The following is a 26,355-nucleotide window of genomic DNA, read 5'->3' as shown; positions in this document are numbered from 1 at the left end:
GCTTGGTTTAAGCGACCCCCGTTACTCGTTAAATATCGATGACCGGCGTTAGCTGGCAGCCCGTTCGTCAGGGCGATAGCCGATTTCGTCAGAGACCGTAAAGCGACCCCCTTTGATTTTCTCGATCTTTCCTGCGCGCAGAAGCTGGCCGAAAGAGCGCAGCCCTTCTTCGCGGCTGAACCCGTCGGGTCCGCCCGCCTGACGTACTTTTGTCATCAGCTGGGGCCGCGAGAACTGGTCGCGCCCCTCGACAAAGGACATATAGGCCGCCGCCGCTTCCAAAAGCTGGGGCAGGGTGGTGGCACCCATGTCAGCCGCGAAATCGGTGAAGTTTTCGCCATCGGGGCCTGGCAGGGCCTCCTCGGCGGCGGCAGAGATGCGACGGGGGCGAACAGGACCCGCATTCGCAACCGGCTTTTGCACGTCGATGCGTTGCTCGGCGACCAGTTTCAGGGGCGCGGGGCGTGCATCGCCGGGGCGCTCGGTGCGCGCGGCGGTGCTGGTCGGCCGGCGCGGACGCACCACCTCGGCCAGATCTTCGCGGTAGGCACCGTCGCCTTCTTCGTCCTGACCCGAACCGCCCATGGCGACATCAGCCTTTTTCGCAGCAACGGCCGCCCGCAGGTGGGCAAAGGCGTCGCGACGGGTCGCGCTTTCGGGCTCATCCATCTGGTGATCGGTTTCAGCCAGCAGACGGTTCACGTCAGTTTCGGTGCTTTCGTCAATCGCCGGCAGGGTATGGCGGGCAACATCTGCGCGGCGCGCAGCGCGTGTCGGGGTGTCCGGGTCCTGAGGTGCGTCGGCGTTGTCTTCTTCCAGCTCGGCCAGTTCGCGGGCCAGATCTGCTTCGTCCTCTGGCGAAAGCGCGGAGCGCTTTTTGCCGCGCGAAGGCGCAATATCGTCAAGCTTCGGTGTCGTGAGGGGCTGGGCTTCGTCAGCCATTTCCGCCACATCTTCGATGGCATCTGCATCATCTGATGTATCGGTATCGTCACCGTATTCTTCCAGCTCACCCTTATCAATTGCGGCTTCAAGATCGGCACGCTTGACCTTGATCACGCGGGCACGTGGTGCAGATTTCCCAGGCTCGGCCGAGGCGTCTTCGACGTCGTCGCTGTGATCTTCGGCAAGGATCACCCGTGGCGTTTTGCGCAGTGCAGGCTTGGCCGCTTCGGAAGAGTCCGCCGTTTCATCAGCTAGCCCTGCTTCGTCTTCGAACAGGTTGCTGATGCTGTCTTCGACACGCGCTTCCTCGCTTGCACTTTCCACTTGTGCGAGCGGCACGTCTTGCAACACCTTGGACGCGTCTTTCGAGACGGGCGTGGGGGCCGCTGTGTCATGGGCAAGCATTTCAAGGCGGCCCAGAATTGCGGTGACGTCGTCGTCTTCGGACAGCTCTGCGCTATCCTCCTCGAAAACATCTGTGTCATCCGCCTCAAGCGCGTCTTCGATGTCGGTGCGGGCGTCTGCGATTACCGCATCGGCTGTATCGGCTGTTTCATCGGCCATATCAGCCGCAGTTTGCGCGTCTTCAATGTCCTCTTCTTCGGCCGCAAGCGCGTCTTCGAGGTCAGCGGCGGCGTCTGCGATCACTGCATCGGCTGTGACAGATGCCTCCTCGGACGTATCTGCTTCGGCATGTTCATCTTCAAGATAGTCGTCTTCGTCGTCGGCTTCTTCTTCATGCTGGGCAACAACGGCGCGGATGCGCTGCAATTTTGCGGCGATGCTGTCAGGTGCGGGGGCGGCGGGTTTCGCAACTTCAACGGGCGCGGTCACGGCTTCAACGGCGTCTTGATCCATGTCCGACGTGTCACCCAACGCATGGGAGCTGTCTGCAAAGAAAGCTTCGACATCGGCGTCGGCTTGGCCAGGTACGATGTCGTTCTCGTCTTCGACAAAGTCCTGCGCGGCGGTCTCTGGCTTGGCTGGGGCAACGGGGGCTGCAACCGCTGCGTCTTCTGCGGTGGCTTCGTGGGCGACCGGCGCTACCGCGGCCACTTCAGTGTCGGACGCATCAGCCGCGTCTTCGATCTCTTCGATGATGATGTCTTGGGGGGTGTCCAAGGCGGCCACATCAACCGTGCTGGCGGTTGTCGCAATTTCGACGCTCGGCTCTTCTACGGCGGGCGCTTGAACGGCGGGCGCTTCTGCTACCGGATCGGGCGTTGCGGCCACTGCGGCCGCGGCCAAGGGTACAGGATTGGTTTGTTGCTGGGCGCTTTGGTCTTCTATCGCGCTCAAAACGATCTTGCCGTCCTGTTCGCGGGCCTGAACCCGTCGCGACACTTCCTTTTGCGCAATCCGCGCAAGCATATCTGCATCGGGTTGGGGCGGTTCAGCGCCGAAATACCGGTCATCGGAGGCCAGATCTCTGAAATACTCTGCAATAGCCTTCATAGTGCCGAAGGAATCGTCAAATCCCTCCAGCGTGCACGAAAATGTGCCATAGGAGACCGTAAGAATTTTGTTATTATTCATCATCGGATGCTCGTCCTCTGCGGTTTTGTAATTTACCGTTTACCACGATATCCAAGACCAAAGCGGCCCGAATCTGTGCCCTGTACCGTATCATTTCGTGGCGAGAATGTGATGAGTTTCCGAAAAGGCGGGTAATTGCCCATTTTTGACCCCATTGTTTACAGTCCTGATCCTATCACCCTGGTGGGTGGGGGCGATGCTACGCCGCAGGACCTAGCAGAAGCGTTAACGCTGGCCCCTATTTGTGTTGCTGCAGATGGCGGCGCAGCGCTTGCGGTGCGATGTGGCGTCGACCCGGTGGCCCTGATCGGTGACTTTGATTCGATTGCAGAGGAGGATCTGGCGCGTATTCCCGCAGATCGGCAGCACCGGATCACCGAGCAGGACAGCACCGATTTTGACAAGGCGCTTTGCCGGATTGCCGCACCTGTTGTGCTGGGGGTGGGGTTTCTTGGCGGGCGGATGGATCATCAGCTGGCGGCGTTGCACACGCTGGCGATGCGCTGTGAACGGCCCTGCCTTTTGATGGGGCAAGAAGAGGTTATTTGTCTTGCACCGCCAGAGATCCATTTGCCCACGCAGGCGGGCGATGTTGTGTCGTTGTTCCCGCTTGCGCCGGTTTTGGGGCATAGCGACGGGTTACACTGGCCCATTCAAGGGTTGGCGTTTGATCCGGTGACGCGGATCGGGACGTCGAACAGGGCGACGGGGCCTGTCACCTTGCGGATGGATGCGCCTGCAATGCTACTGGTCCTGCCGCGCCGTATTATGCCGGCGCTTGTATCAGCTCTTGCGCTGCCATATTGCGCGCGATGGCCCGCTCGCGCAGGATGACATAAAGACCCGCGATGATCGTGATTGCGATGCCGATGCAAGCGAGCAGGTTCGGGAATTCGCCAAAGATCAACAGACCAAGCAGCGTTGCAAACGGGATTTCGAGGTATTGCATCGGGGCGAGGGTGGCGGATGGTGCAAAGCGCAGCGACCACGTCATCAGGAGATGTGCCGCCGTGCCCAGCACGCCCAAAGCCACCAGCATGGCCCATTGCTGCGAATCAGGCATCGCAAGCTCTAGGGCGGGCATCCCCCATTGATGGCCGAGTGCGAGCAGCGGCGTCATGATGAAAATCGCCATGATTCCGCTGACCGCTTGCAGGCTGATCGGGTCGGTTTGCTTGGCGATCTGGCGGGTGATCAGCATGAACAGCGAAAAGTTGGCTGCGACCAGCACCGGCAGAAACGCGGGCCAGCCGATGGTGACAAAGCTGGGTTGCACAACCAGCAACGTGCCGAAAAAGCCGACCGAACAGGCGATCATGCGGCGCGCACCCACTTCTTCGTTAAGGACAAATTTACCAAGGATCAGCATGAAGAAGGGCATGACGAACGCAATGGCGACAGCGTCTGCGAGCGGCAGATAGGTTAGCGCAGTAAACATAGTCGCAATGCCGAGGATGTGTAAGACAGTCCGCAAAAGCACCAGCCAGAATACCCGCCCTTGCATGCGCCAGATCCGGCCTGACCACCAAACCAACGGGACCAAGATTAGCGCCTGCAATGCAAAACGGATCATCACGACCTGTCCGATTGGCACACCCGTGCCAAGCGCTTTGGCGATGGCATCGGAAAGCGGCGCAAGCAGGCAAAACCCGAGCATTAATGTGATGCCGATGATGGGGCGGTCTTGTGTCATGCCGCGAACCTAGATAATTCAAAGCAGCAGCGCAACCGATGGTTGATTTGACCTTGAGATGATTGACCGCGACGGAGGTCGCCGATGGTATCAAGGAGAACCGGTTGCCGCCGACCCCTCATTTTTGGACCAGCGATCAGAACCGGCGGGCCGTAGCGCGCAGGTGCCGCTGTTGGGTAAATCGTTTCCAACCGCGGCAGAAGAAGCCGGTTTTAGATGAAACAGGCGACGTATCCGCGAGGCTGCGCGTTTAGCCGCTGGAGTAAACGCAAGCAATTCCTGATGACCGGTGGCGCATCGTGCGATGGTCAGATTAAGCCATACCCCTGATGTTGATCCGCACGATGCGCAGGCCAGTGTCGCGGTTCACGCGGCGGGCCTGCCCAGCTTTACCTGATTTCGCCCGCGTCCTTTGGCGGCGTAGAGGGCACAATCGGCTTCATCCAGCAATGTCATACCGTTTTTCTGGCAGTCTTGTTCGGGTTGGGCGTCACCACCGCCGATGGCCATGCCGATACTGATGGTGACTGTGATAGGGTCCGAACTACCCGGAACCACAAAGGATGTCGCGGAGATATCGCCGCAAATCCGCAAGGCGGCCTTTTGTGCTTCGGCCAGATTGGTAGCGGGCATGATCACCAGAAACTCCTCGCCACCGATGCGCGCGACCATATCTGAGCTCCGCAGCGAACTGCGCAACCGGTTGCTGACTTCAACCAGAACCGCATCGCCGGAACTATGGCCGTAGATGTCATTGATTCGTTTGAAATGGTCCAGATCGGCAAGCAAGACCGCGAAACTCCGCTCCGTTTTGCTGGCGTGTTGCGATATGCGTTCAAGGTGGGGCATGGCGTAGCGCCGGTTATATAGTCCGGTCAGCGGGTCAAAAACCGCCGCTTGCAATCCGGTGCGCACGCTGGCCCGCAATTGTTCGCCCATCCGTTTGCGCCGCATTACTGCTTTGATGCGCAGCGCCAGTTCGGCGGCATCAAAACCATGGGTCATCAGATCATCCGCACCCAGATCAAGGGCATGGGCGCCCAGTCCCGCGTCAGGGCGGGTTTGCAAGACAATAACGCCGGTGTGCCTCGCGCTGGCATTGGCCCGCAGGGTGGAGATCAGGCGCAAATCCTCCATCGCGGCGGTTGCATTTTCCGGCAGCACTAGAACGAAAACATCCGGTAAAGCATCAATGGTGATTTCGCTCATCAGGGTTGCCGAGCTGGAGAGGGTCAGCTTGGCGCGCAGCACCGGGCGCAGATGCATCGCGAATGTCTGCAATTGCGGGGTGTCGGTGCTGACCAGAACACAACGGCACTGGTCCTCAAAGCCCGTTTCGGGCTCCGCCAGCCCCAAAGCACGGCATGTATCCTCGCGCATACGCCATTCGGAAGTGGTGTTATGTGCGCGGATCAGGCTGCGCACCCGCCCCAACAAGAGCGTTTCATTGACGGGTTGGGGCAAGACATCATGCACGCCCGCTTCCAGCGCGGCCATGCGTTGTGCGACATCTTCGTGATGGCCAATGGCGATGACCGGTATGTGATCTGTCGCCACGCTGGTGGCCAGCACGCGGCGCAGCTCTGCGGCGTTTCCATCAGGCAGGGCAAATGCCGAAATCACAAGGTCATGCAGGTCGGCGCGCACCGCTTTGACCGCATCATCCATGGTGGCCGCAAAACTGACATCATAATAAGCCTTCTTAAGCTTGACCTTAAGCACAATGCGGTTCGTCGCGATCGCATCGACAATGAGGATTTTACCCTGCATGCATATCGCCTTCCCACGGAGAAAGAGTTTCACATTCCATGGCGCAGTCTTTGCGGTTATTGGTTAATAAAGCGTTTCCATAGCCTCTAAAAACGGGAAGACACGATGCAAAAGACGCAAGAATCCGCCGAGACCCTCGGGTTGCAAGTGTTGGGCTGGCTGGTCGCTGACGAAGACCTGATGCCGGTCTTTCAAGGCAGCACCGGTGTGTCTGAGGCCGACATCCGCGCCCGTGCAGCGGATCCGCAATTTCTGGGGGCCGTGTTGGATTTTCTAATGATGGACGACGCTTGGGTTATCCGTTTTTGTGATGCACATTCAGTGCCTTACGAGCGCATCATGCAGGCGCGTGCGGCACTGCCGGGCGGCGAACAGGTAAACTGGACATGACTGAAATCACCGGTATCGTTTTCGATAAGGACGGCACATTGTTCGACTTTGCCGCGACCTGGGAGGCTTGGGCCAGCGCTTTCGTGATGCGCATTGCAGGAGGGGATCCTGCCAAGGCAACCGAGATCGGCAGCGTCATCGGCTTTGATATGCAGCAGCGGACTTTCGCGCCGGACAGTCTGGTGATTGCCAGCACGGCAGGTGAGGTGGGCGCGGCGTTACATCCGTTTTGCCCGCATCTGTCGATAGAGGAACTGATGGTCGAGTTGAACGACGAAGCCGAAACCGCCCCGCAAGCCCAAGCGGTGCCTCTTGACCCGTTGTTGCGCGGCTTTCGCACGCAAGGCCTGCGCCTTGGCGTGGCGACAAATGACGCGGAGAAACCGGCACGTGCGCATCTTGAACAGGCGGGCATCAGCGGGTTGTTCGATTTTATCGCCGGATATGATTCGGGGTTTGGCGGCAAGCCTGCTCCGGGACAATTGCTGGCCTTTGCGGCCCAAACCGGCCTTGAGCCTGCGCAGATCCTGATGGTGGGCGACAGCACCCATGACCTTAAAGCGGGACGTGCGGCGGGGATGGTCCCTGTTGGTGTATTGACCGGCCTTGCCTCCAAGGACGATCTGGCCCCGTTTGCCGAAGTGGTCCTGCCCGATATCGGCCATTTGCCGGCGTGGCTTGCGGCACAAGCCTGACCAAGCGTCGCATAAAAACGACAGATCCCGTCGCGAATGGAAAGGCCGCCGCTTTGGCCTTGGGGCCTTCTGAAGGAAGTTTCAGGAGGACGCGACATGACCGATGGACCCAGTAAACGCAGAACGCGCGGCGGCGGGCGGGCAGGGGCCAAGGGCCGGCGCGGCACTGCGGTCATCGAACAGATGCCATGGAACCCGCCCGTCAACATCGACCGCCCTGTCGAGCCGCTTGGCCCTGAAGGCATCGAGGCGATCCATGATGGAGCGATGCGCATCCTTGAAGAGATCGGTATCGAATTCCTGAACCCCGAAGCGCTGGAAATTCTGCGCAAAGCAGGGTGCACCATCAACGGCGAAAACGTCCGGATGGGCCGCGATTTTGTGATGGAATGGATCGGTAAAGCACCTTCCGAATTCACGCTGACGCCGCGCAATCTGGACCGTAAGATCACCGTGGGCGGCAATAACCTTTTGTTTGGCAATGTGTCCTCGCCGCCGAATTACTGGGATATGGCGATTGGCAAAAAGGTGCCCGGCACGCGCGAGATGTGCCGCGACCTGCTGAAGTTGACGCAGTATTTCAACTGCATCCATTTTGCGGGCGGCTATCCGGTCGAGCCTGTGGATGTGCACGCCTCTGTGCGCCATCTGGATGTGCTTTATGACAAGTTGACCCTGACCGACAAAGTGATGCACGCCTATTCGTTGGGGAAGGAACGCGTCGAAGACGTGATGGAAATGGTACGCATTGCGGGCGGGCTGACCCATGAAGAGTTCGACGCAACGCCGCATATGTATACCAACATCAACTCTACCTCTCCGTTGAAACACGACTTTCCGATGATGGATGGCTGGATGCGCTTGGCGCGGCGCGGGCAGGGCTTGGTCGTGACGCCGTTTACGCTGGCAGGGGCAATGGCGCCTGTCACCATGTCGGGGGCCGTGGCGCAATCCCTAGCCGAGGCACTATGTGCCGTGGTGCTGGCACAGATCATTCGCCCCGGGTGTCCGGTGGCGATCGGGACCTTTACATCGAATGTGGACATGAAATCGGGCGCGCCTGCCTTCGGCACACCTGAATACATGCGCGCGACCCAGATGACGGGCCAAATGGCGCGGTTTTATGACCTGCCACTGCGCTCGTCTGGCGTTTGTGCGGCCAATGTGCCGGACGGGCAGGCCATGTGGGAAACTTCCAATTCGCTTTGGGCTGCGGTGCAATCTGGTACCAATATGGTCTATCACGCGGCGGGCTGGCTGGAAGGCGGGCTGATCGCCAGCCCCGAAAAATTCATTATGGACTGCGAGGTATTGCAGCAAATCCAGCGGTACATGCAGCCGGAAATCTGCGCCACGGGACCGGATGAGATCGCGCTCGACGCAATCAAATCTGTTGGCAATCAGGGACACTTCTTTGGCATCCAGCATACGCAGGACCGCTATACAGACGCGTTTTACCAGCCTTTTCTATCTGACTGGCGCAATTACGAAGGGTGGGAAGTCGCAGGCGGGATCTGGACGCAGGAACGGGCGCATCACATGTTCAAGGAGATCATCACCAGTTTCGAGGAGCCGGAAATGGACATCGCCATCCGTGACGAACTGGCTGATTTTGTTGCGCGTCGCAAAGCCGAAGGCGGGGCACCGACCGACTTTTAGGGCAGGCGGCGAGACGGCGGTAAAGTCGCTAAAATCAGGTATATTGGCGAGTTGTTAACTCCCATCACGCTAGAACCCCCGCGGGGTACTAGGGAGTGATCGCCATGCACGGGCTCGTCAATCGCAGCATTCAACATTACGTCAGCCATACTTATGGCAGGCCGGTCTGGGAACAGATCACCAGCAACGCCGGATTGGAGTTTTCCGATTTCGAGGGCATGTTGCGCTACACGCGGTCATATACTTCCGAGCTGCTGCAATCCGCCGAAGAAGTGCTGGGCCGTCCGCGCGGCGACATCATGGAAGATATCGGCGCCTTTCTGGTGTGCCATCCGGGTTTCGAAGCCGTGCGCCGACTGTTGCGCTTTGGCGGAGTGGATTTTGTTGATTTCATGCATTCGCTGGATGATCTGGATGAACGGGTGCGCCTTGCCGTATCGGACCTGATTCTGCCCAAAGTCGAATTGCAGGTCTGTGCAGATGGCCATTTCAGCCTGATTTGTGACGCGTCGGTGCAAGGGTATGGTCATGTTATGATGGGCGTTTTGCGTGCCATGGCGGATGATTACGGTGCGCTGGCTTTGCTGGAACACGCTAAGGGGCCGGCAGCAGGAACCGAAATGGTGTCCATCACCCTTGTTGAAAATGATTTTGCGGAAGGACGCGCCTTTAGCCTTGCGGCGGGTGCCCCGTGAGGCCAATCGAAGATTTCTCGGCGCTGGATGTCCTATGCCCGATGCACCTGATCCTTGGTTCAACGGGGCATATTCTGCATGCTGGGCCGACCCTGCGCAAGATGCGCGCGGGGCTTGGATTGACCGGCCAGCGTTTTCTCGAGGTCTTCGAAGTCAAACGCCCGCGTGCGCTGACCTCCATGGCGGACCTCGTGTCGCACGAGCCGCAAAAGCTGCGTCTGAAACTGCGCGCCCCTCCGCATACCGCGCTTAAAGGGGTCTTGGTGCCTGCGGTTGACGGTGGCGGGACGATGATCGTCAATCTGAGTTTCGGAATTTCTATTCTGGACGGGGTGCGCGATTTTGCCCTGACCAACGCCGATTTCGCGGCGACCGATCTTGCGATTGAAATGCTCTATCTGGTTGAGGCAAAGACCGCGGCGATGGAAGCGTCTTACAACCTGAACTCAAAATTGCAGGGTGCCAAGATTGCTGCCGAAGAACAGGCCTTTACCGATACGTTAACCGGTCTCAAAAACCGCCGTGCCCTTGATACCGTATTGACGCGTCTTCTGGGGGCCAGCAATTCTTTTGCCGTCATGCAGATCGATCTTGATTACTTCAAAACCGTCAATGACACGCTGGGCCATGCCGCAGGGGATCACGTATTGCAGCATGTGGCGCGCATCATGGTGGATGAAACCCGCAGTCATGATCTTGTTGCGCGGGTGGGGGGGGACGAATTCACCGTCGTCTTGCCCGATGTGCGCGACGAAAGCATCCTGCGCCGTGTCGGTCGGCGGATCATCGAACGCCTTGAGGTGCCTATCCCGTTCGAGGGCACAGATTGCAAAATATCTGCCAGCATCGGCACGGTGTGGATCCAGCCGTGCGACAGCCCCACCATGGAGGACCTATTGTCGAACGCCGATGTCGCTCTTTATGCCTCCAAACATGCAGGGCGCGCGACACAGACGCTCTATACGCCAGACTTGCGTAACGCGGCGAATGCGGTTGCGGTCCCCGCTGCACGCCGGCCAAGACCCGCCTGAAGACGCGACAACGTAGATGCAAGCAGCAGCCGAGGTCCTAAGGAAAGGAGCTATGCCCTTGGAGCGCCCCGAAGCATGGGGCCGAAATGTCGATCCTTGCGGGAAACAGGACCACGCAAGCGCTGAACTGTAGACCAGGCCAGCCGGCTGTCCTATCAGAGCTCTATGAAAAGCCCCGCCCATATCTTGCGCCGCTTGTGGCAGCGTCTGTCCGAACGCCGCCGCGTTGCACGTTTCAAAAAAGCGCTGCGCCATCTGCATGGGCCGAAGACACCGGAAATACCGGTGGATGAGGTGCTGGCCATCGTGTTGGTGCGTAACGGCAGCTATTACATGGACGCGTTTTTCGATTATTACCGCGCGCTGGGCATCAAGCATTTCGCCTTTATCGACAACGGATCGACCGATGACACCATCGCGCGGTTGCGCGCTGAATCGGGCGTGATCCTTGATCAATGTGCATTACCGCTTGCGAAATACGAGGATCTGATCCGCGCCTATCCGGCCCAGACTTATGGGCAGAACCGGTGGTGCCTTTACATCGATATGGACGAGATGTTCGATTTCGAAGGGCGGGCGCAGATCGGGCTGGCGGGGCTTATACGCTATCTTGAAGGGCAGGGTTCAACGGCTTTGGTCGCGCAGATGCTCGAGATGTTCCCGAAGGCGCCGCTCAGGGGGGTGGCCGATTTCAGCTATGCCAACGCGCTGGATGAATTCGCCTATTTTGACATCAGCCATCTGGACAGGTTTGACTATCACAGTACGGATATTCCCTTTTCCGCTCTGCTGACCGACAACACCATCCCCGATCCATCGCTGCAATTCATCTTTGGCGGGGTGCGTGGCAAGGTGTTTGGTGAAAACTGCTGCCTGACCAAACATCCGTTGGTCTTTAACGGACCAGAGGTCGCGCCGGGGGTGCATCCGCATCTGTCCAAGGGCGTGCGCTGTGCGGACATCACGGGCGTGATCAAGCACTATAAATTTGCCGGTGACACGGCCGCGCGGGATGCGGCGTCGCTTTTGTCGGGGGATCTGGCGCATGGCGAAGACGCGGCACGGGCGGCGGTATTGGCGCAAACCCCTGATGTCACGCTGTTTTCGCTGGAGGCGCGGCGGTGGAACCGTGTCGAGTTGTTGATCCGTGCGGGATTTGTGCTTGGCTCGGATCGTTATACCGCGTTTATCGAACAGGCCGAAACCGGCACCTAGCGTTGCCGCAACGCCTGCACCATCAATCCGGGCAATATGGCAAAACACTTGGCATATCGCGGGATCATGCGCATGGGGCTTTGCAGTGCCCGCCACAACCATTCCAGCGCCAGTGCCCGCATGATTTTAGGGGCCCGTACCTGATGACCCGACAGAAAATCCAACCCCGCGCCGATCGATGCAAACCCGACGGTTGGTGCCCGTTCGCGTCCCCGCGCGGCAAAAACTTCCTGTTTCGGGGCACCGAGGGCAATGAAACACAAGCCGGCACCGCTGGCCGTCAGGGCGTCGAAAATCGCGTTCGCTTGTGTCCCTGCCGGATCAAACCCGTAAGGGGGGGCATGTGTGTAGCTGATGCTAAGTCCCGCTACCCGTTCTTTCAGCGCCGCTGCCGCGCCTTCAAGGGCTGCGTCCGAACTGCCAACCAAGGCGATGGGCACCGACATTTCAGCGCAGAGCGCACAGAGCGGCAGGATCATATCCGACCCCGGCATCAGTTCCAGTTTGTGTTTCGCCATTGCGGCCAGCCAGACGACAGGCCGCCCGTCTGCGACCACTAGATCATGCGCGCGGTAAGCGGCAAGAAAATCGGCATCCACCGGCAGTTTGGTCAGATGATCAAGGTTAAGGGTGGCCAGCGCAAAACCGTCCCGCGCGCGCAGGCGGTTGCGCACGGCCTGAAACAATGCCGGTCTCGTCGGGGTATTGACCTCGACCTGATGGGGAATGCTGCCAAATTTCAAAACGCCAGGGGCCGTGTTGTTGTTGCCGATCGGCCGCAGCCTAACGGTGAATTTCCTAAATAGTAATTATAGTTCAATGTGTTAGTGCCCTGTTCCTGATGCGCGGCCAATTCTGTTCCTGAACCTAGCGGGATGACAGCCCCTGCGCCAAGTGCTAATTTGCAAGGCGCACAAGGAGCAATAGACACAACCGATCATGGGAAACGGACTTGCACATCTGATGCTGGCTGTATGGCCGGTGGTTTGCCTTGTGCTGTTTCGCACCCAAAAGGTTGAACGCGCGCTGATCTGGTCGATCCTAGGCGGTTATCTGTTTCTGCCGCCCCTGACGGAATATGACCTGCCGTTGGTGCCCAGCATGGACAAGGTGTCGATCCCGAATTTGTCGGTCTTGCTGATCATGGTCTTTGCGATGAAACACAAGGTGCAGCTCTGGCCCGAGTCCCGCGTGGCCTTGGTGCTGGTTGTGGGGCTGATCCTCTGTGCGGTGCCCACGGTGTTGACCAATACTGACCCGATCATTTTTGAGGTGCTCCGGGGCGCGGACCCGATTGTGTTTCAGGTCGACGCCTTGCCAGGGCAGTCGGTGCGCGACATCGGGTCGGTGCTGATTGCGCAGATCCTGACGGTCGTACCGTTTCTGTTGGCGCGCCAATTTTTGTCCTCGGATGATGCGTTGCGCGAAATCATGCTGGCGCTGATGGTGGGGACGTTGATTTATTCCATCCCGTCGCTGATCGAGATCCGGCTGAGCCCGCAGATGAACGTCTGGACCTACGGGTTTTTCCAACACTCCTTTGCCCAGACCATGCGCGCGGGCGGTTTCAGGCCAATCGTGTTCCTGCCGCACAGTCTGTGGCTGGCGCTGTTTGTCTGTATGGGGCTGTTGGCCGCCGCAGCCTTTGCGCGCAATGCGGCCGACCAACAGAAGCGTAATCTGTTGCTGGTGGTGGGATATATCGCGGTGCTGCTGGTCCTATGCAAAAGCCTTGCTTCCTTTGCCTATGGTCTGGTGCTGACGCCCCTGGTGCTTTTTGTACCGGTACGCTGGCAAATCAGGATTGCTGCACTTTTTGCTTTTGTAGCCGTGGCTTACCCGATGCTGCGCAATCTCCAACTGATCCCGCTTGATGCGATCCTCGCGCAGGCCGAGGCGATCAGCGCGGACCGTGCCCAATCGCTTGGCTACCGCTTTTTCAACGAAGAGCAATTGCTGGCACGTGCCGCTGAAAAACCGGCATTTGGCTGGGGCGGTTGGGGGCGCAGTCTGATCCGCGATCCTGAAACCGGTGTCATCACCTCGATCCCCGATGGCCGCTGGATCATTGTTTTTGGCACCTTCGGCTGGCTTGGGTATCTGTGTGAATTCGGTCTGCTGGCGCTGCCGTTGATCCTGATGTGGCTCTACGTGCGCAAAGATACCGATGCGGCACTGTCACCGTTCATTGCGCCGCTTTGTCTGATCCTTGGCATTACCATGATGGACATGCTGTTGAATGCGACGCTGACGCCTCTCACGTGGCTGACCGCCGGTGCGATTCTGGGGTACGTTGAAAAACGCAATCCGCAAGGCGCGCGCAAGCCAAGGTTTGCGCTGCGCGGGGCGGTGATGCAGGGTGACGCACCGATCAAGGGCAAACGCACCGTCATTTGATGCCGCTTTTTGGGTGGGCGCTGTCGGGCTGTTCTTTATGGCCGAAACAGGCCGGTTGCGACGGTCAAACCGTTTCATTGTTTCGCGCTTGGCGAAAATCGTCCTGTGATGCGCGAATTGTTGTGATATTCCCCTGCATATCAGCCCCTGAAATTGCTTAGGATACAGGCCAGACGGACCTGCTCGTGAAAAATGGCATAAAAATGCCCGAATTGCGCGATAAAGGATGCGGGTATTTCTTAGGTAACCCATGGGGCCCATGCTCGGATTTTGTCGGGAGCGGGGTAAATTGCGAACGATGAACAAATCAGTCAAAAGCACTTTTTCAGACGAAGACATTGCTATTGTTGGGCTTTCTGTCAACGTGCCCGGTGCTGCCGGTGTGGATGCGTATTGGGCGAACCTGCGTGACGGTGTGGAATCGATCCGCCGCCTGTCCGAACAGGAATTGCTGGACGCGGGCGAAAGCGCCCAAGCCATTGCGCGCAAGAATTACGTGCCCGCCGCCGCCGTGCTCGACGGCTTTGATACGTTCGATGCGGATTTCTTTGGCTTCTCCCCGAAAGACGCCGCCATTCTTGACCCCCAGCACCGCAAGTTTCTTGAGGTCGCATGGGAGGCGATGGAGCAGGCGGGTCATCCGCCGGAAACAATGGGCGGCCCGATTGGCGTCTACGCGGGCTGCGGTATGGGCAGTTACTTCTACTTCAACATCTGCTCGAACCCCGATCTGGTCGACGATGTTGGCATGTTTCTGCTGCGCCACACGGGCAACGACAAGGACTTCCTGTCAACGCGGGTCAGCCATGTGTTCGACCTAAAGGGGCCGTCAATCAACCTGCAAACGGCATGCTCGACCTCATTGGTGGCGATCCACTACGCCTGTCAGGCGCTGCGTGCAGGTGAAATTGACATGGCGCTGGCGGGTGGGGTGACCATCGAATTGCCGCATGGGCGCGGCTATGAGTTCAAGGAAAACGAAATCCTGTCACCGGACGGGCATTGCCACGCCTTTGACCACCGCGCGCAAGGTACGGTTTTCGGATCAGGGGCGGGGGCTGTCGCCTTGCGCCGTCTGTCGGATGCCATTGCGGACGGGGATCACATCTGGGCTGTGATCAAAGGCTCTGCCGTCAACAATGATGGCGCGGCGAAAGCGGGCTACCTCGCGCCCTCGGTTGACGGGCAGACGCAGGCCATCGCGGCCGCATTGGATGCGGCGGGTGTCGCGGCGCAAAGCATCGGCATGGTCGAATGCCACGGCACCGGCACCTATCTGGGCGACCCGATTGAGGTTGCCGCCTTGACCGAAGCCTACCGCGCGCAAACCGATGCCGTTGATTTCTGTCGCATCGGATCGGTGAAAACCAACATCGGCCACCTTGATACTGCTGCAGGTGTCGCGGGCCTCGCCAAGGCGACGCTTGCCCTGCACAACAAACAGATCCCGCCATCTTTGGGCTTTGAAGCCCCCAATCCGGCGATCCCTTTCGACGGCTCGCCATTTCGTGTGAACGCAGTCCTCAGCGACTGGGCCGCTGGTGAAACCCCGCGCCGCGCTGCGATCAACGCGCTGGGCGTGGGCGGCACCAATGCCCATATGATCCTTGAGGAAGCCCCCGCGCGCGCACCATCCGAAGAAAGCGATTGGCCGTTTCATGCGCTGGTGATTTCCGGCGCATCGAAAGCGGCGCTCGATGCCAACAGCGCGGCCCTTGCGGCGCATCTGCGCGATCACCCCGAACAGCCGCTTGCGGATGTGGCCCATACCCTGAAAAACGGCCGCCGCGCCTTTGAAAAACGCCGCGTGGTGGTGGCCGAAACCCATGACGAAGCTGCCGGGCTGATGGAAGGTACAGACACCCGCCGCGTATTTACCCATGATGCCTTGGGCGAAAACCCCGAGGTGGTCTTCATGTTCCCAGGTGGCGGGGCGCAGTATGCCGGCATGGCGCGGGATCTATATGAAACCGAGCCGGAATTTGTAGAATGGATGGACCGCGGTTTAGACCATCTGTCGCCGCAGCTGGACTATGATATCCGTGCACTTTGGCTGCCCGAGGCGGATCAGACTGATGAGGCCTCAGAGAGGCTGAAGAGGCCCTCCGTGCAGCTCCCCCTCATCGCCATCGTCGAATATGCGCTGGCAAAACTCTGGATGTCGTGGGGGGTACAACCCGCTGCGATGGTGGGCCATTCCATGGGTGAAAACGTCGCCGCCTGTCTTGCCGGTGTGATGACATTCGAAAACCTGATCGACCTTGTTCTGCTGCGCGGCCGCTTGTTTGACGAAGTGCCCGCCGGTGGCATGTTGTCGATCTCAGCTCCCCTGACGGCGATTGAACCGCTGTTGGGCGATGACCTTGATATCGCGTCGATCAACGCGCCCGAACTGATCGCGGTGTCCGGCCCGCAAGCCGCACTTGATGCGATGCAGGTCCGTCTGGACAAGGCCGAGATCGAATATCAGCGCATCGCCATCGATATCGCGGCGCATAGCCGGATGTTGGAACCGATCCTTGCCCGCTACCGCGCGTTTCTGGCCAGCATTGACCTGCAAGCGCCGAACATGCCCTTTGTCTCGAACCGCAGCGGTGCGCAGATCACCGCCGAGCAGGCGACCAGCCCCGATTACTGGGTCGCCCAGTTGCGCAATACCGTCAATTTTGTGGATTGCATCACGACCCTGAGTTCCCCGCGCAAACGTATCTATCTGGAAGTGGGTCCGGGCAAAGCCCTGTCCGCCCTTGCGCAAATGCACCCTGATGTCGCGCCCGCGCAAGTCTTGTCTACGCTGCGCCACCCAGATCAGGACATTGCGGACGACAAGTATTTTATCTCGGTCATTGGCCGCCTTTGGGCCTGCGGGCTGGAGGCTGACTGGTCCCAGATCTGGGGCGAGGCCAAGCGCAATCGTGTTATACTGCCCACCTATCAATTCCAGCGCGCCAAGTATTTTATCGAAGCTGGACAGGCAGCAGTTGCGCCTGCGGTTGCGCCGTTAACACGCAGCGATGCCATCGAAGATTGGGGATCCGTCCCCGCATGGCGCCCGCGTTTTGCCGATACGGATATGGATGTGACGTCCGATTTGGGTGACGTGCCCCTTACGTGGTTGATATTCGCGGATGGTTCAGGGCCCGCCGCCCCCGCCATTCAACGTCTGAAGGATGCCGGTCATAGGGTTATCTCGGTGCGGGCAGGGGATGCCTTTGCCCAAAGCGATGAGGCGACATATACCCTAGCCCCCGAGCAGGGCCGCCAAGGGTATGACCAGCTGGTCACGGACCTAAGGGAGCGCGATTTGCTGCCGGACCGGATCGGGCATTTCTGGCTGGCTGATGATCATCTGCCGTCCCGTGCAGGGTCGTCCGAATTTGACCGCAATCTGGAACAGGGGTTCTGGAGCCTGACATGGCTTGCGCAGGCCCTGTCCGAAGCGGGTCTTGATAAACCATTGCACCTGAGCGTCTTTACCGCCGGTGCCGCACAGGTGCGCGACGAGCCTGTGCCCCACCCGGAGGAGGCGCTGATCGCCGGTCCCGTTGGTGTCTTTGCACGCGAAATGCCGGATGTGACCTGTGCGCAAATTGATCTGGAACCGGTGGCGGACCATGTATCCCCGTCTAAAGGATGGTTCTCCAAACCTGTTGAAACCACCGCTGATGACACATTGACGGACCGTCTGCTGGAAGAGCTGATGGCACAGCCCGCCAATACCATTGCAGCCCTGCGCGGTGAAAAACGGTTCGAGCAAAGCTACCGCGACATTAAATTGCCCGCGGCGCAGGCACCTGCCTTTCGCGATGATGCAACCTATCTGATCACCGGCGGATTTGGCGGCATCGGGCTGACCTTGGCGGCGGATATTCTGGGCCAGCACAAAGCGCATGTCGTACTCTTGTCGCGTGATGGCATGCCGGACCGGCAGGCTTGGGACGGATACCTCAAAACACACGCCACGACCGACCGCACCGCGCGGCGGATGCATGCGGTGATGCGTCTGGAAGAGCTGGCCAAACCGTTGGGCGGCTCCATTGAGGTGGCGCAGGGCGATGTGGCCAACCTTGCCCAGATGCGCCGTGTGACGCAGGATTTGACCACGCGCCACGGCGGATTAACGGGGGTGATCCACGCCGCTGGTACACTGGATGATGCGCCGCTGCTGGCCAAATCAGACGCTGGTATTGACGCCGTGCTCTCGCCCAAGGTGCAGGGTCTGCGGGTGCTTGATCAACTGCTGCCCGACGGCACACTGGAGCTGATGGTGCTGTTTTCATCCACCTCGACCGCCACGCGGTCTGCCGGACAGACAGATTACGTTGCCGCCAACGCATGGTTGAACGCCTTTGCTGCTGCACGGCGGGGCGGCAAGACCCGCGTTGTCGCGATCAACTGGGGCATCTGGTCGGATGTCGGCATGGCGGCTAAAGCGCTGAATGGCGCGGCCAGCGATGTTTTACCACCGCGTCCATTGGATGCGGCCTTTCTTAAAACCGCGGGTGCAGATGCGGCGGGGGATGCGGTGTTTACCGCGCCTTTCACCACGGATGATTGGCTGCTCGACCAGCACCGCACCGCAGAGGGGCAAGCGATCCTGCCCGGCACCGGCTATATCGAACTGCTGGCCGAAACGGCGACGGCGCAGGGCATGAGTGCTTTCGACATTAAGGATCTGTATTTCCTGCGGGCCATGCCAGTCGAGGACGGCACCAGCCGCGAAATGCAGGTGAGTTTGCGCGCTGACGGCGAAGGATTTGCCGCCGAGATGCGCAGCGATTGCCGGATGCAAGGCAGGGAAGGCTGGCAGTTGCACGCGCAGGCCAGCGTGACACCTTTGACCCGGACAGCACCGGAGGCGGTCGACCTTGCTGCGCTGACGGCGCGGTGTGGTGATATTGCACGGGGCACTGATGAGGCCCGATTGAAATCACCCCAAGAGGCACATCTGAAATTCGGTCCCAACTGGCATGTTCTGTCGCAGACACATATGGGCACGGGCGAAGGTCTGGCGAAACTGGCCTTGCCAAAGTCCCTGCGTGACGCGGAAAACGCGACGGTGCTGCATCCGGGATTGATGGACCTTGCCACCGGCTGGGCCATCGGGCTGGTGCCGGGATACGGCGCAACCCACCTTTGGGTGCCGGTATCCTATGGATCTATCCGCGTATACGCACCGCTGCCTGCAGATGTGCACTCATGGGTGCGTCTGCGCGAAGGGCAGGGTGATTTTGCCCGTTTCGATGTGACGCTTTGTGATGATACGGGCCGCGTTCTGGTCGAGGTCAGCGATTTTGCGATGAAGCGGTTGGAAGGCGGGCTGACGGCCATGCCACTGACCGCAGCCGAGGTGCGCTTCGCAGATGACGATGCGAATGATGACAGCCGCAGCCCCGCCGAGGAACAACTGGCCTATCTGGTCTCGCAAGGCATCCGCGCCAGTGAAGGGCCCGAAGCCTTGCGCCGTGCGCTTGCGCTCGGCAAGCCGCACGTCATGGTATCCTCTCTGCCCCTGCAAGGGTTGATCGAGCGTGCCAATGCGCCGGCGTTTGAACAGACCACGACAGGACAAAGTTTTGAACGGCCCGATCTGGACGGGTCTTTTGTGGCCCCGCGCAACGGGATCGAGGAACGTCTGGCCGAGATCTGGTCGAACCTGCTGGGCGTCAGCCCGGTCGGCGTCGAGGACAGCTTTTTCGATCTCGGGGGGCATTCGCTGATCGCTGTGCGCCTGTTTGCGTCGGTGAAACGCGAATTCAAGGTGGAATTCCCGATTTCGGTTCTGTTCGAAGCGCCAACAATCGCCAAATGCGCCGCCCTGATCGCGGCAGAAACCGGTGATCTTGAGGAGGCTTCTGGCGAGGATGTCTCATCCGCCGCGCCGGAGAAGTACGAATTCCTTGTACCGCTGAACCAAAGCGACCAGCGAGATGCGCCAGCTTTGTTTATCGTTGCGGGCATGTTCGGCAACGTGTTGAACCTGCGCCACCTCGCGCTGCCTTTCGCGCCGGAACGGCGGGTGTTTGGTGTGCAAGCACGCGGGTTGATCGGAGACACGGAACCGCACCGCGATGTCGAGGCTGCGGCACGTGATTATCTGAACGAAATGCGGCGGATGCAGCCCGAAGGGCCCTATCTGATTGCGGGATATTCCGGCGGCGGCATCATGGCCTATGAGATGGCAAGACAGCTGCGCAGCGCGGGGCAGGACGTGGGTGTGGTCGCGATGTTTGATACCCCATTGCCTGTGCGTCCCTCACTAAGTCGACCGGATAAGGCGTTGATTAAGCTGGCTGAACTGAAATCCAAAGGACCGGCCTATCTGGTTGAATGGGCGCAGAACCGTTGGGCGTGGGAGACCCGTGACCGCAGCGGCGCTGCGGACACGGATGCGCCTGCGGGGGCTGAATTCAACAACCTGAAAATCCAGGATGCCTTTCTTGAAGCCGTGGGGAAATACCAGACCCCTGACTGGAATGGCCCACTGACCTTGTTCCGTCCGGCGCTTGATCTGCATTGGCCGGTGACGGGCGGCAGGTTTGTCAGCAAGGAACGCGAATATGTGTTCGAGGACAACGACTGGCGTCGATATGCGCCGCAGCTTGAGGTGATCGAGGTGCCGGGCGATCACGACAGTATGATGCTGGCCCCGAATGTCACCACTCTGGCGCAGGAGCTGCGCGAGGTGATTGCACGGGCATTGGATGACGGAACGGGCGATTGGCAACAGGCAACGGCGGCGCAGTGATGGCAGATGTAACTCCGAAAGTGCTGGCACCCCCGAGTGTGCTGGTGGTCTTGCTGAATTACCGGACCGCTGAGATGACCCTGCGCGCAGCCGAGGCCGCGCTTGCCGATATGCCTGAGGGCGCCGAGCTGGTGATCATCGACAATGCCTCCGGCGACGGTTCGGCTGGCGTGCTGGCCAATGCCATTGCGCAGCGCGGCTGGGATGCGCAAAACCGCGTGCGGTTGATCCTGTCGGATGTGAACGGCGGATTTGGTGCGGGCAACAATCTGGGTTTCAAGGCTGGCATGTCGGACGGTCGCCGCCCTGATTACTTCTATGTGCTGAACTCGGACGCCTTTCCCGATCAGGGCTGCTTGCCCGCGCTGATCAAACATCTGGAAACCACGCCCAAGGCCGGAATGGCCGGCAGCCATGTGCGCGGTGAGGATGGTCTTCCTCATACAACGGCCTTTCGCTTTCCCTCCATCGCGGGCGAATTCGAAGGGGCGGCGCGCACCGGCCCGTTTACCCGATTGCTGAAATCTTCTGTCGTCGCGCCAGATCTGCCGCAGACGCCAACACCGGTGGATTGGGTCGCGGGGGCCAGTGTATTGATGCGCGCCGCGATGCTGGATGACATCGGCATATTCGACGAAACATTCTTTCTCTACTTTGAGGAAACCGACCTGTGCAAACGGGCTGCTGTGGCGGGCTGGGAATGCTGGTATCTGCCGCAAGTCGGTGTGGTGCACATCGGATCTGTCTCGACTGGGATGAAAGAATGGCGGCGCATTCCCGACTACTGGTTCGCCTCGCGCCGGCACTATTTTGTAAAAAACCACTCCCGCACCTATGCGGCCGCGGCGCTTCTGGCCAAGCTTGCCGGTGGTGCCATTCATCATCTGCGCTGCAAATTATCCGGTGCAACGCCGCAAGACCCGCCCGGTTTCAACCGTGACCTGCTGCGCTTTGGTCTTGGCATGTCCCTGCGCCGCGACACCCCTTTACTCCGACGTTCCGTATCGAAGGAAAACCCATGACTGTCCCCGTCAATCCCCAAGCTTTTGACGCCATTTTGATGGGTGATGAATCCCTGACCATTGCCTGTGGAGATATGATGTTGGCAGGCGGGCATCGCCTGTCAGCGGTGATCACGCGCGATGCGACGGTGCGCGGCTGGGCCGAAGCCAAGGGGCTGTCGGTGTTCGATGAGGCAAAGGGTATCCTCGGGGCTGGCCTTGCGGCGGATTGGCTGCTGTCCATTGCCAACCTGCGAATGATTCCTGCGGATGTACTGGCGGTTCCTGCGAAGGGTGCGATAAATTTCCATGACGGTCCCTTGCCACGTTATGCGGGTCTGAATACGCCGGCGTGGGCGGTGATCAACGGCGAGACGTCACACGGTGTCAGCTGGCACATGATCGAAGGTGGCGTGGACGAGGGCGACCTTCTGGCGCAAAAGACCGTCGAGATTGCGGCAGATGAAACGGCCTTCAGTCTGAACTCCAAATGTTACGCCGCTGGCATGGAAAGCTTTGCCGCTGTCCTGTCGCAGCTTGAAACCGGAACTCTGGAACGCACGCCGCAAGACCTAAGCCAGCGTAGCTATTTCGCCCGTAATCAGCGACCCGATAACATGGGTGTGCTGGATTTCACGGCACCGGCGGCGCAGTTGGACGCGCTGGTGCGGGGGCTGGACTTTGGCGAGTATTGGAACCCGCTTGGCACAGCCAAGATTGCTATTGGTGACGCGTTTTACAGCATTGGCGGGCTTGACCTTGTCGACGGGGCAAGCGGTGCTGCCGGTACGGTTCTGGAAGTGTCCGACAAGGCGGTGAGTGTTGCAACAGCCACCACAGCCGTAAGATTGCGCGGGCTACGTCAATTAGACGGGGGCAAGATCGCCCCAGGCAGCCTGACTACTGTTGGCGACGTTCTTGGCCAACCAAACCTGCCTGATTTCGACGCCAAAGACGAAGCGTTCTGGCGCATGGCCTTGACAAAATCCGCTCCGGCGCAGGTGCCATTTATCGCGGCCCGGTCGGGTGAACCTGAACTGGCAATACGGCCATTGACGCTGCCAGCCGGTCTTTCCGCGGCGCAAGGGGTCACCGCCGGCGCTGTGGCCGTGTTGAACGGAGAGGAGGCGGCGCAGGGCGTTTTTGCCTTGAAGGTGAAGCCCGAACATCCGTTGGTCGCAGGCTGGGTGCCGCTGCATATTTCTGCGGGGGGTGAAGCCGCGGTGCAATCGGTGTCGGACGATGTGACCCGCCATCTGGACCGCGCGCAAACCTCCGCTGGCATGGCACAGGATTTGTTGGCCCGCGATCCGGTGAGTGCGGTAAACGGTCAGCCGCTGATCGGGTTCTCGCTGGAGGCAATACCGGTCGAAAACGCTGCGCTGACCCTGTGCCTTGACGGGGCAGTGGCGCAACTGACTTATGATAAAACGCGCCTTTCCGACGTAGCTGTCGATCTGATCTGCGCCCGTATCGAAGCGGCTGCCGCATCGTTTGCCGACGCGCAGACCTGCAATGACCTGCGCCGGATGCCCGTAAGCGAAGTGGCGCTGCTAGACGGCTGGAACGATACCGCGCGCGCCTATACCCCCACGACGATCCACGCCGCATTCGAAGCGCAGGTGGCACGGACGCCGGACAGCGAAGCGGTTGTTTTTGAAGGGGAAATGCTGTCATACGCCGCTTTGGATGCCCGCGCCAACAAACTGGCCCATGTTCTGCGCGCACAAGGCGCGCGCCGCGGTACACCGGTCGGTTTGTTCACCACTCGCAGCCTTGATCTGTTGATCGGGGCGCTAGGGATCCTCAAGGCGGGCGGAGCCTATGTGCCGCTTGATCCGGCATATCCGGCCGATCGCATTGCGCATTACATCAGTGACAGCGCCGCCCCGCTGATCGTGACGCAAAGCGGCTTGGCCGCGCAGCTGCCCGCGCATAACGCAAAAGTCATCGTGCTGGACAGTGATCCGCAGATTTCAGGCGCACCCGACACCGCGCCAGAGCCAACGGCGACGCCGGACGATCTGGCTTATCTGATCTATACTTCCGGCTCTACCGGCACGCCCAAAGGGGTGATGGTCAGCCATGGCAATGTCGCGAATTTCTTTGCCGGTATGGATGACCGCATCGACCATGACGCAGGCGCGGTCTGGCTTGCCGTTACCTCGCTCAGCTTTGATATTTCGGTGCTGGAACTGTTCTGGACCCTCGCACGCGGCTTTAAACTGGTGCTGGCAGGGGATGAATCGCGCACGATGGTGTCGAACGGACCTATTGCCGCATCCGATCGCAAGATTGATTTCAACCTGATGTATTGGGGCAATGACGACGGCGTCGGCCCCAAGAAATACGAATTGCTGCTGGAAGGCGCGAAATTTGCGGATGCCAACGGGTTTAACGCTGTCTGGACGCCCGAACGCCATTTCCACGCCTTTGGCGGACCTTATCCGAACCCGTCGGTCACCGGCGCAGCCGTCGCGGCAGTGACGCAAAACCTCGCCGTGCGGGCAGGGTCCTGCGTAGCCCCCTTGCACCATCCGGCGCGGATTGCCGAAGAATGGGCGGTGATCGACAATCTGACCAACGGACGTGTCGGCCTTGCCATCGCCAGCGGCTGGCAGCCCGATGATTTCGTGTTGCGCCCCGAAAACACGCCGCCCGCCAACAAGCCTGCGATGTATGCGGCGATCAAACAACTGCGCCAGATGTGGCGCGGCGAACCGGTGGAGTTTCCCAAACAGGACGGCAGCATGCATGCGGTTGTGACCCAACCGCGCCCTGTGTCGAAAGAACTGCCGGTCTGGGTGACCACCGCGGGAAACCCGCAAACGTGGAAAGAAGCGGGCGAGATTGGCGCGAATGTGCTGACACACTTGTTGGGTCAATCGGTTGAAGAAGTCGGCGGTAAGATCAAGCTTTACCATCAGGCCCTGCGTGATGCGGGCCATGATCCGGCTGATTTCACCGTGACCTTGATGCTGCACAGCTATCTGGCGGACACCCGTGAGGCGGCCGAAGAAGTCGCGCGCGGCCCGATGAAGGACTACCTGCGCTCCGCCGCCGCGCTGATCAAACAATACGCTTGGGCGTTTCCAGCGTTCAAACGGCCCGAAGGGACGTCCAACGCCTTTGATCTGGACCTTGAAGGGGTCAGTGACGAAGAACTTGATGCGATCCTTGAATTCGCTTTCCAACGCTATTTCAACGACAGCGGCATGTTTGGCACTGTGGCCGATGGTGTGGCACGGGTTGAACAGCTGAAAGCGATTGGCGTGGACGAAGTCGCCTGTCTGATCGATTACGGCATTGATCCGGCTCTGGTTATGGAAGGGCTGAAACCGCTGGCCGAAGTTTTGCAGCTGTCCAACCAGGGCACGGTTCTGGAAGCGGATGATTTCTCGCTTGCGGCACAGATCATTCGCCACGATGTGACCCACCTGCAATGCACCCCGTCGATGGCGCAGATGCTGGTGACCAATGACGGCGCGCGCGCCGCTTTGGGGCGGGTGCAACATCTGATGGTGGGGGGCGAAGCTTTGCCCGGATCATTGGTCGGCGCGCTGCAATCTGCCACGCGGGCCAGCCTGCAAAACATGTACGGCCCCACGGAAACGACGATCTGGTCCACCACGCAAATGGTTACGGATGCGGCGGATGCAACGGTCCCGATTGGTACGCCGATTGCCAACACGCAAACCTTCATCCTTGATGATAAGATGCGTCCGCAACCGATTGGTGTTGAAGGGGAATTGTGGATTGGAGGTGATGGTGTCACGGAGGGCTACTGGCAACGTCCCGAACTGAGCGACGAACGTTTTGTGGCGAACCCATTTGGCGCGGGCAAGCTGTATCGCACCGGCGATCTGGCGACATGGGATGCGCAAGGTGTCTTGCATTTCGCAGGCCGCGCCGATGCGCAGGTGAAGGTCCGCGGCCATCGGATCGAGCTGGGCGAGATCGAGGCGCGGCTGGCCGAATTGCCCGGCGTGAGCCAAGCAGTTGTCACCACGGTCGAGGCCTTTGGCAGCGCGCATCTGGTGGGTTACGTCACCGCGCAAACGCCGCTGGATCCTGACAAGACGAAGACGGCGCTTTCCGCTGTTCTGCCTGCCATCATGGTGCCGACATACTACGTCACGCTGGATGCCATGCCGCTGACGCCGAACAAGAAAATCGACCGCAAGGCGCTGCCCCTGCCGGAACGCCGTTTGAAACCGCGCGACGAAACCCCGCGCGCACCGGCCAACGCAACGCAAGGGATAATCAGCGAGGTCTGGTCAAAGCTGCTGGGCGTGAGCGACATTCGCGGCGAAGATAACTTTTTCGGGCTTGGCGGGCATTCCCTGCTGGCTGTGCAGGCGCACCGTGACATCAAGGCCGCGCTGAACAACGACAGCCTGTCGATCACGGACATCTTCCGCTTCCCCACGCTTGCCGGCCTTGCCGGTCATATCGACAAAGGCACCGGTGGCGCGACACCCGCGCCGGCCGCCCCTACGCAACCTGCCGCCACCGAGGCGATTTCGAAAAGACGCGCGATGCGGGCAGGGCGCAGCAAAGCCGGCGCATGACAGCGGTGC

General features: G+C 59.8%; 15 protein-coding genes. 11 read left to right on the top strand and 4 right to left on the bottom strand.

The window, feature by feature from the left end:
- Positions 1-48: 48 nt before the first annotated feature.
- Complete coding sequence (locus Z947_RS0115870) at positions 49-2,481, bottom strand: hypothetical protein (RefSeq protein WP_240477542.1); 2,433 nt, start codon at positions 2,479-2,481, stop codon at positions 49-51.
- Between the two features lie 135 nt (positions 2,482-2,616).
- Here Z947_RS0115870 and Z947_RS0115865 point away from each other — a divergent pair, with 135 nt between their 5' ends.
- Positions 2,617-3,315: a thiamine diphosphokinase gene (locus Z947_RS0115865; RefSeq protein WP_211100863.1), complete on the top strand. Its 699-nt coding sequence runs from the start codon at positions 2,617-2,619 to the stop codon at positions 3,313-3,315.
- Here the strand turns inward: Z947_RS0115865 and Z947_RS0115860 are convergent.
- Positions 3,248-4,174 (bottom strand): DMT family transporter, encoded by a 927-nt coding sequence (locus tag Z947_RS0115860; protein WP_025045269.1) that lies wholly within the window; start codon positions 4,172-4,174, stop codon positions 3,248-3,250. The two genes, Z947_RS0115865 and Z947_RS0115860, sit on opposite strands and share 68 nt — an antisense overlap.
- Positions 4,175-4,540: 366 nt before the next feature.
- Positions 4,541-5,944: a diguanylate cyclase gene (locus Z947_RS0115850; RefSeq protein WP_025045268.1), complete on the bottom strand. Its 1,404-nt coding sequence runs from the start codon at positions 5,942-5,944 to the stop codon at positions 4,541-4,543.
- 105 nt (positions 5,945-6,049) lie between these two features.
- Between Z947_RS0115850 and Z947_RS0115845 the strand changes: the two genes are divergently transcribed.
- The 6 genes from Z947_RS0115845 (at position 6,050) to Z947_RS0115820 (ending at position 11,629) form a co-directional block, all read left to right on the top strand.
- Positions 6,050-6,334 carry a DUF3572 domain-containing protein gene (locus tag Z947_RS0115845; RefSeq protein ID WP_025045267.1) on the top strand — a complete coding sequence of 95 codons (285 nt, stop codon included), beginning with the start codon at positions 6,050-6,052 and terminating at the stop codon, positions 6,332-6,334.
- Entirely contained in the window at positions 6,331-7,029 is a 699-nt protein-coding gene (locus Z947_RS0115840) for an HAD family hydrolase (protein ID WP_025045266.1), read from the top strand. Before Z947_RS0115845 ends, Z947_RS0115840 begins: the two co-directional genes overlap by 4 nt.
- A 96-nt stretch (positions 7,030-7,125) precedes the next feature.
- Complete coding sequence (locus tag Z947_RS0115835; RefSeq protein ID WP_025045265.1) at positions 7,126-8,688, top strand: trimethylamine methyltransferase family protein; 1,563 nt, start codon at positions 7,126-7,128, stop codon at positions 8,686-8,688.
- A gap of 104 nt (positions 8,689-8,792) precedes the next feature.
- Complete coding sequence (locus Z947_RS0115830; RefSeq protein ID WP_025045264.1) at positions 8,793-9,383, top strand: heme NO-binding domain-containing protein; 591 nt, start codon at positions 8,793-8,795, stop codon at positions 9,381-9,383.
- A complete protein-coding gene (locus Z947_RS0115825; RefSeq protein WP_025045263.1) occupies positions 9,380-10,414 on the top strand; it encodes a GGDEF domain-containing protein in 1,035 nt (344 codons plus the stop codon). The genes Z947_RS0115830 and Z947_RS0115825 overlap by 4 nt, the downstream gene beginning before the upstream one ends.
- Before the next feature lie 165 nt (positions 10,415-10,579).
- A complete protein-coding gene (locus Z947_RS0115820; protein ID WP_025045262.1) occupies positions 10,580-11,629 on the top strand; it encodes a glycosyltransferase family 2 protein in 1,050 nt (349 codons plus the stop codon).
- Here the strand turns inward: Z947_RS0115820 and Z947_RS0115815 are convergent.
- The gene (locus Z947_RS0115815; protein ID WP_025045261.1) at positions 11,626-12,372 is read right to left on the bottom strand and encodes a WecB/TagA/CpsF family glycosyltransferase; all 747 of its coding nucleotides are present in this window, start codon (positions 12,370-12,372) and stop codon (positions 11,626-11,628) included. The two genes, Z947_RS0115820 and Z947_RS0115815, sit on opposite strands and share 4 nt — an antisense overlap.
- Positions 12,373-12,568: 196 nt before the next feature.
- On the opposite strand from Z947_RS0115815, the gene Z947_RS0115810 reads away from it, so the two are divergent.
- From Z947_RS0115810 to Z947_RS0115790, 4 genes are all read left to right on the top strand, one after another.
- The gene (locus Z947_RS0115810) at positions 12,569-14,026 is read left to right on the top strand and encodes a membrane protein (protein WP_025045260.1); all 1,458 of its coding nucleotides are present in this window, start codon (positions 12,569-12,571) and stop codon (positions 14,024-14,026) included.
- Between the two features lie 298 nt (positions 14,027-14,324).
- The gene (locus Z947_RS0115800; protein ID WP_025045259.1) at positions 14,325-20,774 is read left to right on the top strand and encodes a type I polyketide synthase; all 6,450 of its coding nucleotides are present in this window, start codon (positions 14,325-14,327) and stop codon (positions 20,772-20,774) included.
- Complete coding sequence (locus Z947_RS0115795) at positions 20,774-21,796, top strand: glycosyltransferase family 2 protein (protein ID WP_081781222.1); 1,023 nt, start codon at positions 20,774-20,776, stop codon at positions 21,794-21,796. The genes Z947_RS0115800 and Z947_RS0115795 overlap by 1 nt, the downstream gene beginning before the upstream one ends.
- Positions 21,793-26,346: a MupA/Atu3671 family FMN-dependent luciferase-like monooxygenase gene (locus Z947_RS0115790; protein WP_025045257.1), complete on the top strand. Its 4,554-nt coding sequence runs from the start codon at positions 21,793-21,795 to the stop codon at positions 26,344-26,346. Before Z947_RS0115795 ends, Z947_RS0115790 begins: the two co-directional genes overlap by 4 nt.
- Positions 26,347-26,355: the final 9 nt, after the last annotated feature.

The sequence above is a fragment of the Sulfitobacter geojensis genome (assembly GCF_000622325.1).
Classification (GTDB): domain Bacteria; phylum Pseudomonadota; class Alphaproteobacteria; order Rhodobacterales; family Rhodobacteraceae; genus Sulfitobacter; species Sulfitobacter geojensis.
This window is presented reverse-complemented; position numbering and strand designations above follow the sequence as displayed.